Source organism: Enterovibrio nigricans DSM 22720 (assembly GCF_900167155.1).
Classification (GTDB): Bacteria; Pseudomonadota; Gammaproteobacteria; order Enterobacterales; family Vibrionaceae; genus Enterovibrio; species Enterovibrio nigricans.
This window is the reverse complement of the sequence record NZ_FUXU01000030.1, coordinates 43,445-49,775: the sequence shown is the minus strand read 5'-3', so window position 1 is coordinate 49,775 and position 6,331 is coordinate 43,445. Positions and strand designations below refer to the sequence as shown.

The 6,331-nt window shown below is 48.5% G+C and carries 7 protein-coding genes; 4 read left to right on the top strand and 3 right to left on the bottom strand.

Annotation, left to right across the window (positions count from 1 at the left end; genetic code table 11):
• Window positions 1-209, bottom strand: a 209-nt coding sequence (locus B5D35_RS12250; protein ID WP_170915173.1) for a transposase, incomplete at its 3' end; no start/stop codon positions are given.
• Window positions 210-479: 270 nt separating this feature from the next.
• Between B5D35_RS12250 and B5D35_RS12245 the strand changes: the two genes are divergently transcribed.
• Window positions 480-1,163: a DUF7840 domain-containing protein gene (locus tag B5D35_RS12245; RefSeq protein WP_139367759.1), complete on the top strand. Its 684-nt coding sequence runs from the start codon at window positions 480-482 to the stop codon at window positions 1,161-1,163.
• Window positions 1,164-1,168: 5 nt separating this feature from the next.
• A complete protein-coding gene (locus tag B5D35_RS12240) occupies window positions 1,169-1,615 on the top strand; it encodes a DUF3015 family protein (protein ID WP_078752859.1) in 447 nt (148 codons plus the stop codon).
• A gap of 78 nt (window positions 1,616-1,693) precedes the next feature.
• On the opposite strand, the gene edd is transcribed toward B5D35_RS12240, so the two are convergent.
• Entirely contained in the window at window positions 1,694-3,490 is a 1,797-nt protein-coding gene (edd, locus tag B5D35_RS12235) for a phosphogluconate dehydratase (RefSeq protein ID WP_078752858.1), read from the bottom strand.
• Window positions 3,490-4,008: a gluconokinase gene (locus B5D35_RS12230; RefSeq protein WP_078752857.1), complete on the bottom strand. Its 519-nt coding sequence runs from the start codon at window positions 4,006-4,008 to the stop codon at window positions 3,490-3,492. The genes edd and B5D35_RS12230 overlap by 1 nt, the downstream gene beginning before the upstream one ends.
• Window positions 4,009-4,147: 139 nt before the next feature.
• On the opposite strand from B5D35_RS12230, the gene B5D35_RS12225 reads away from it, so the two are divergent.
• Entirely contained in the window at window positions 4,148-5,524 is a 1,377-nt protein-coding gene (locus B5D35_RS12225) for a GntP family permease (protein WP_078752856.1), read from the top strand.
• Between the two features lie 9 nt (window positions 5,525-5,533).
• Window positions 5,534-6,148 (top strand): bifunctional 4-hydroxy-2-oxoglutarate aldolase/2-dehydro-3-deoxy-phosphogluconate aldolase, encoded by a 615-nt coding sequence (locus tag B5D35_RS12220; protein WP_078752855.1) that lies wholly within the window; start codon window positions 5,534-5,536, stop codon window positions 6,146-6,148.
• Window positions 6,149-6,331: the final 183 nt, after the last annotated feature.

Below are 6,331 nucleotides of genomic sequence, written 5' to 3'. Positions count from 1 at the left end.
CTCAATGGCATAGAGAAAATGCGTTTCACCATCAGTGCGGTAGTAATGGCTAAGTCGCTGAATCGGCGAGGTCTACCACGCTTGCCTTGTTTGTTTTGTTTCCACTCAGCTATCGTTTCCTCATCAATCCAAAAGGTCAGAGAACCACGGTTGATTAAGGCTTTGTTGTACTGCTTCCAGTTAGTTGTTTTGTAACGAGGTTTAGACATGAGACTACGACGATTGATGGGTGTAGCCGATCAGATCGTAGCTTCTAGATTTAGTTCCATCGATTTAAGCAACAAAGCCAACGACATGCTGAATATATCTCTTCTATTTTAGACAAGCACGATGAAGAATCGGCAAAAAAAATCATCGACACACTTTATGATTATTACGCATTTGTTGATGTGAAAAATAGTGGATTAACGAAAGAGCAAGCGAACAAGAGAAGGATATTATTAACAAAACGATTTTTATTGCCGCCCGGGGATACTCAATTGTCCGTTCTCGAACAATCCCCGCCTCATCATTCTCAAAATACAGCTATGCTACAGGTTTCGCCTTTATATAACGGCGCATTTGGTGAAGGGCTGGAATTTCGCTTTAAGGCGAACTATTACGATCTGTTGAATCTCAATGCGGCGAGAATTCCATACTCTCAACTCAATACGTTTGATCTACGGCTTCTCTATGGAATCGACGAAGACAGGTGGCAATTACGTGAGTTTACATTGTTCGATATTTTGAACTTGAATGTTTCGCAAACAGGACTGCCTGACGATAAACGCTATGCGTGGGGGGTGTCCGCGGGGTACAGACCTACACGCTTGGATTGCGCGAACTGTTCTGACGTTTATGTGAGCGGTTTGATAGGAAAAGGCTGGGAGTTCCTTGACGGTTTTGCTGGCTACGCTGCGGCTACCGGGGAACTGCAGATCAACACATTTAAAAATGCAAACGTATTGAGCGGTATTGAGATTGGGGGAATAGTGACTGCCTCCCCATATTGGGCAAGCTCGATAAAACTAGGCAGTCAAATTTACGTAAATGATAGTGCGGAGCACAAAAACTACCTCGTATGGGAGCAGCGTTTGTTTGCGAATCGAAGCGTTGATTTTAGAACATCCGTTCGCTATGACGAGGTGTTTGAGTACGCCGTTAACTTTTCTCTATATTGGTGATTACAATGAACAAATGGACTTTAGTGGCTGTTACAGCAGGTACGCTTTTCGCTGGTCAGGCGATGGCAGCAGAGAGTAACGATTTTAATCCTTGGACGCAGTGCGGTATCGGCGCGATGATTTTTGAAGATAATGGTACAGCTGCTGCGATCTCAAACGTTATTTGGGATTTGGGTACGACGGCGGTTTCTTCAAAAATCTCATCTGAAGATACGTGTAAAGGTAGTGAAGTGAAAGCGGCTCAGTTTATTCAAGATAACTTCGACAAAGTGCTTGAAGAAACGTCTCAAGGCTCAGGTGCTCACCTGACAGCAATGCTTGAAATTCTGGATGTTGAAGACGTAGCGCAACCACAGGTTATTGCTTCTGTTCGCGCGGATGTAGCGGGTAAAGTCGTTGCAAACGAAGCCACGCCAGAAGTGTATTACAACGCGGTAATGGCGAGTCTGTAATACTTCTGTTTACGCGAGATGCTATAAAAAGGGCGGATATCAATCCGCCCTTTTTATGTTCTATGACATTTATCGGTATTAAACGATAAAGCTCGCACCTTCTTCCGCGCTGGTTACTGCATGACGCATGACTCGGAACATATTGCGACCCCAAGTCTCTTGCAGAGATTCAGTGTCCAATTCAATCGCTTCGCGACCAGACATGTCAGCCAAGTTGTTTAGCTCACCCGTTTGGCAGTTTAGGCTTAGTACGTCGCCGTCACGTACCAGACCGATTGCACCCCCACGAAGCGCTTCTGGCGACAGGTGGATAGCAGAAGGGATTTTACCCGATGCGCCAGAAAGACGGCCGTCAGTCACCAGTGCAACTTTGAAACCTGCTTTCTGGATGTTACCTAGAATTGGCATCAGTTTGTGCAGTTCTGGCATACCGTTCGCAGCAGGACCATTGTGAGTGACAACCACGATGCAGTCTTTGTTCAACTCTCCGCGTTTGTAAGCCGCTTCAACCGCATGCTGGCATGTGAATACCACTGCTGGTGCTTCGATGATGCGCTGGTCTTCTTTAACCGCTGACACCTTAACAACGGCGGTACCCAAGTTACCCTTGATCACGCGGGTACCGCCCGTGCTTTGGAATACTTCACCAGCCGCAGCAATAACGTCTGCGTTCAGGCTGTTTTCGATAGCTGTCCATTCAACTTTGCCATCGTTCAGCGCAGGCAGCGTCATTTGGCCTTCAAAGTCGCCGAACACGGGTTTCACGTCGCGGTTAAGAAGATTCGCTTCGTCCAGACGTTTCATCAGCGCAGGCACGCCGCCAGCTTCTTGGAAGGCGTTCATGTCTGCTGGGCCGTTTGGATATACGCGCGCCAGAAGAGGTACCACTTCAGACAGGTCGCTGATGTCTTGCCATGTCAGCAGGATGCCTGCAGCACGTGCAACAGCCAGCATGTGGATGGTGTGGTTAGTACTGCCACCTGAAGCCAGAAGGGCAATAACACCATTGATCAGGCTCTGCTCGGTCACTACATCAGAAAGTGGACGGAAGTTTTCCGTGCCTGCCGTCATGGATGCGATTTTCACCGATGCGTAATCAGTCAATGCGGTACGCAGATCAGTGTTAGGGTGAATGAACGCAGAACCTGGCAGCATCAGACCCATTGCTTCGAATACCAACTGGTTGGTGTTTGCTGTGCCGTAGAAAGTACAGGTACCCGGTGCGTGGTAAGCGCGGCATTCCATATCTTGAAGCGCGTCTTTACCGACTTCACCTGCTGCGTATTTCTGGCGAACGTCAACTTTCTCTTCGTTGCTGATACCGGTAGGCATCAGACCTGCTGGTACAAACGCCGTTGGAAGGTGAGCATACGCCAGTGCACCCATCAACTGTCCAGGTGCGATTTTGTCGCAGATTCCCAGAAGCAGAGTGGCGTCGAACACATTGTGGCTTAGCGATAGCGCAGTAGATTGCGCGATCAGGTCACGAGAGAACAAAGACATGTCCATGCCCGCTTGACCTTGCGTCACGCCATCACACATTGCCGGTACACAACCCGCCACTTGTGAAGTGTGGCCGTATTCAGCCAGTGTCTTCTTAATTTGATCTGGGTAAGTCTGGTATGGCTGGTGTGCGCTCAACATGTCGTTGTAGGCACTGATCAACGCAACGTTAGCATGCGTGAAATCTAGAATACGTTTCTTTTCAGTCGCACAAGATGCGGCAACCGCGTGTGCAAGGTTGCCACACGTCAGGCTTTTGCTTGCTTTCCCGATGTCTGCCTGTGCTTTGGTGCGCGCAAAAAATGCAGCACGCGCTTCTTTACTGCGCTCGATGAGACGCTGGGTTACGTCGATGACGATTTGGTGTGTCATTATGCGTTTTCTTCTTTCTTTTGTAGGGCGATAACCGAACGTTCAATTACGTCGTCGATTGTGCCGTCAATACTAATTACAAGGGTGTTTGCTTCGCCGGCTGGGTGTTCGAGTGTTTCGAACTGGCTGTTCACCATGTTTTCTTTCATGAAGTGCCCAGAGCGTGCACGCATACGATCAAGGATCAGTTCTTTACTTCCGTCTAGGAATAGGAAGGTCACGTTCTCGTTACCTTCGCGAATTTGGTCACGGTATTTCTTTTTCAGTGCGGAGCACACGATCACACCGTGTTCGTTTTTGCTTTCAAGGCTGAATGCTGCATCGCGGATACGCTCCAACCACGGCATGCGGTCGTCATCGTTCAGTGGTTGACCAGACGCCATCTTCTGGATGTTTGCGCGTGGGTGAAGGTCGTCACCGTCAATGAACTTGCGGTTCATCTTCTTCGCGATGTTCTCACCAATTGTGCTTTTGCCTGATGCGCATACGCCCATCACGATGACACTACTACCTGCCATAATTTCCTCATTCACCAAACTTGCGCGTGATCCCATTTTTTGACATCACTTGAAAATATGGGTTTATCTTATTCATGTTACCGGTAACTTAGATAAATGTGAACTACCACACAAACTACAATTTAGATAAGGTGAACTCATGGATCAGCTAGCCCAAGCCTCTGACCCTACATTCCTACTGACCATTGCAGTGCTTTCAATCGCTGCGTTGCTAGTATTGATTATTAAATTAAAAATTCATGCTTTTTCTGCACTTACTATCGTAAGTTTGGTAACTGCAATCGCCACTGGCGTAACTTCTGAACAAGTTGTTCCTACCATGATGGGTGGTTTCGGTGGCACGTTAGCCTCTGTTGCACTTCTGGTTGGTCTAGGTGCAATGATTGGTAAGATCCTTGAAGTGACTGGTGGTGCGAAAGTACTGGCAGATACGCTGATTGGTCGTTTCGGTAAAGAACGTGCGCCTTTCGCACTGGGTGTTGCATCGTTGCTATTTGGCTTCCCAATTTTCTTCGATGCGGGTCTGGTTGTAATGATGCCAATCATCTTGAGCGTTGCTGCTCGTTTTGGTGGCTCTCCAATTAAATACGCATTGCCTTCAGCGGGTGCATTTGCCGTAATGCACGGTTTTGTACCGCCGCACCCAGGTCCTGTTGCCGCGGCTGAATTCCTTGGCGCAAACATTGGTCTGCTGCTGATGGTTGGTATTCTGGTTGCCATTCCTACTTGGTACTTGGGTGCTTACCTGTTCGGTCTGTACGCAGGTGAGAAATTCAACATTCCACTGTCAAAAGCGTTCTTCAACAGCGACAACATCGTTGATGAGAAGAAACTGCCTAAGTTTGGCACAGTAATGACCATTCTGGTTCTGCCTGTACTGCTGATCTGTCTGGACACTGGCCTGAATACTCTAGCGGTAGCTGGTGTGATTGACGGTAAAACCCCGCTAGTAGAATTCCTACGTATGCTGGGTAAAACACCGGTAGCACTTCTGATCACTCTGCTTGTGTGTCTGGCGGTATTCGCAAAAGACTACGGCATGGCGAAACTGGAAAAACTGTGTGGTGATTCACTGGCTCCAATCTGTGGCGTAATCTTGGTAACAGGTGCGGGCGGCATGTTCGGTGGTGTTCTTCGTGCGAGCGGTATCGGTGATGCGCTTGCGGGTGCACTGACTGACACTGGCATGCCAGTGATTGTAGCGGCATTCGTCATCTCTACCTGTCTACGTGTTGCGCAAGGTTCTGCAACTGTAGCGTTGACCACGACTGCTGCTCTGATTGCACCTGTCGTTGCTGCAACCCCAGGCTTGAGCGAGCTGGATCTGTGCTTCATCGTGATTTCTATCGCGGGTGGTGCTACCGTATTGTCACACTTTAACGACTCTGGCTTCTGGCTGGTATCTCGTCTGCTAGACATGGATGAGAAAACAACACTGAAAACTTGGACTGTAATGGAAACGCTTCTGGGCGGTATCGCATTCATCATTGTTGCAGTATTGAGCTTCATTCTTTAAGGGTAATTTATGAAAACCATCGAACAACGTCTAAAAGAAATCCGTATTGTACCGGTAATCGCAATCAACGACGTAGCGCACGCGCTGCCTCTGGCGAAGGTACTGATGGAAAACGGTCTGCCATGTGCTGAAGTGACTTTCCGTACTGAAGCGGCTGCAGAGTCCATCCGTATCATGCGTGACGCATACCCAGAGATGCTGATTGGTGCGGGTACTGTGCTGACCACTGAGCAAGTAGACATTGCAATCGATGCAGGTGTGGATTTCATCGTTAGCCCGGGTTTCAACCCAACTACCGTGAAATACTGCCAACAGCGTAACGTGCAAATCGTACCGGGTGTTAACAACCCAAGTCTGGTTGAACAAGCAATGGAAATGGGTCTGCGTACTCTGAAATTCTTCCCTGCTGAGCCTTCAGGCGGCGTTAACATGCTGAAAGCACTGACCGCTGTTTACCCAGTAAACTTCATGCCGACAGGTGGTATTAGCCTGTCGAACGTGGAAGATTACCTGTCAATCAAATCTGTTCTGGCGTGTGGCGGTACTTGGATGGTTCCAACCGACATGATGGACAACGGTGATTGGGAAGGTATTGCTGCGCTGGTTCGTGCTCTGAACGACTAAGCCTCAGCATCTCCCTAAACAGACTGTTCTCAACGCAATTTGAACGTCTCTGTTTCGAAAACGGCTCGACCAATTGATCGGGCCGTTTTTGTATTTAATCAGACAGCCCGCGCAAATTGAGGTAGGCGTAAAATTGGCGTCTAATTTTCGGCTTTTGCTGCATGGACTTTCATTGTCAGAGCG

Bases quoted from the DNA above. Each gene is read 5' to 3' on its own strand.
- B5D35_RS12240 (WP_078752859.1), top strand. From the start codon at position 1,169: ATGAACAAATGGACTTTAGTGGCTGTTACAGCAGGTACGCTTTTCGCT.
- edd (WP_078752858.1), bottom strand. From the start codon at position 3,490: ATGACACACCAAATCGTCATCGACGTAACCCAGCGTCTCATCGAGCGC.
- B5D35_RS12230 (WP_078752857.1), bottom strand. From the start codon at position 4,008: ATGGCAGGTAGTAGTGTCATCGTGATGGGCGTATGCGCATCAGGCAAA.
- B5D35_RS12225 (WP_078752856.1), top strand. From the start codon at position 4,148: ATGGATCAGCTAGCCCAAGCCTCTGACCCTACATTCCTACTGACCATT.
- B5D35_RS12220 (WP_078752855.1), top strand. From the start codon at position 5,534: ATGAAAACCATCGAACAACGTCTAAAAGAAATCCGTATTGTACCGGTA.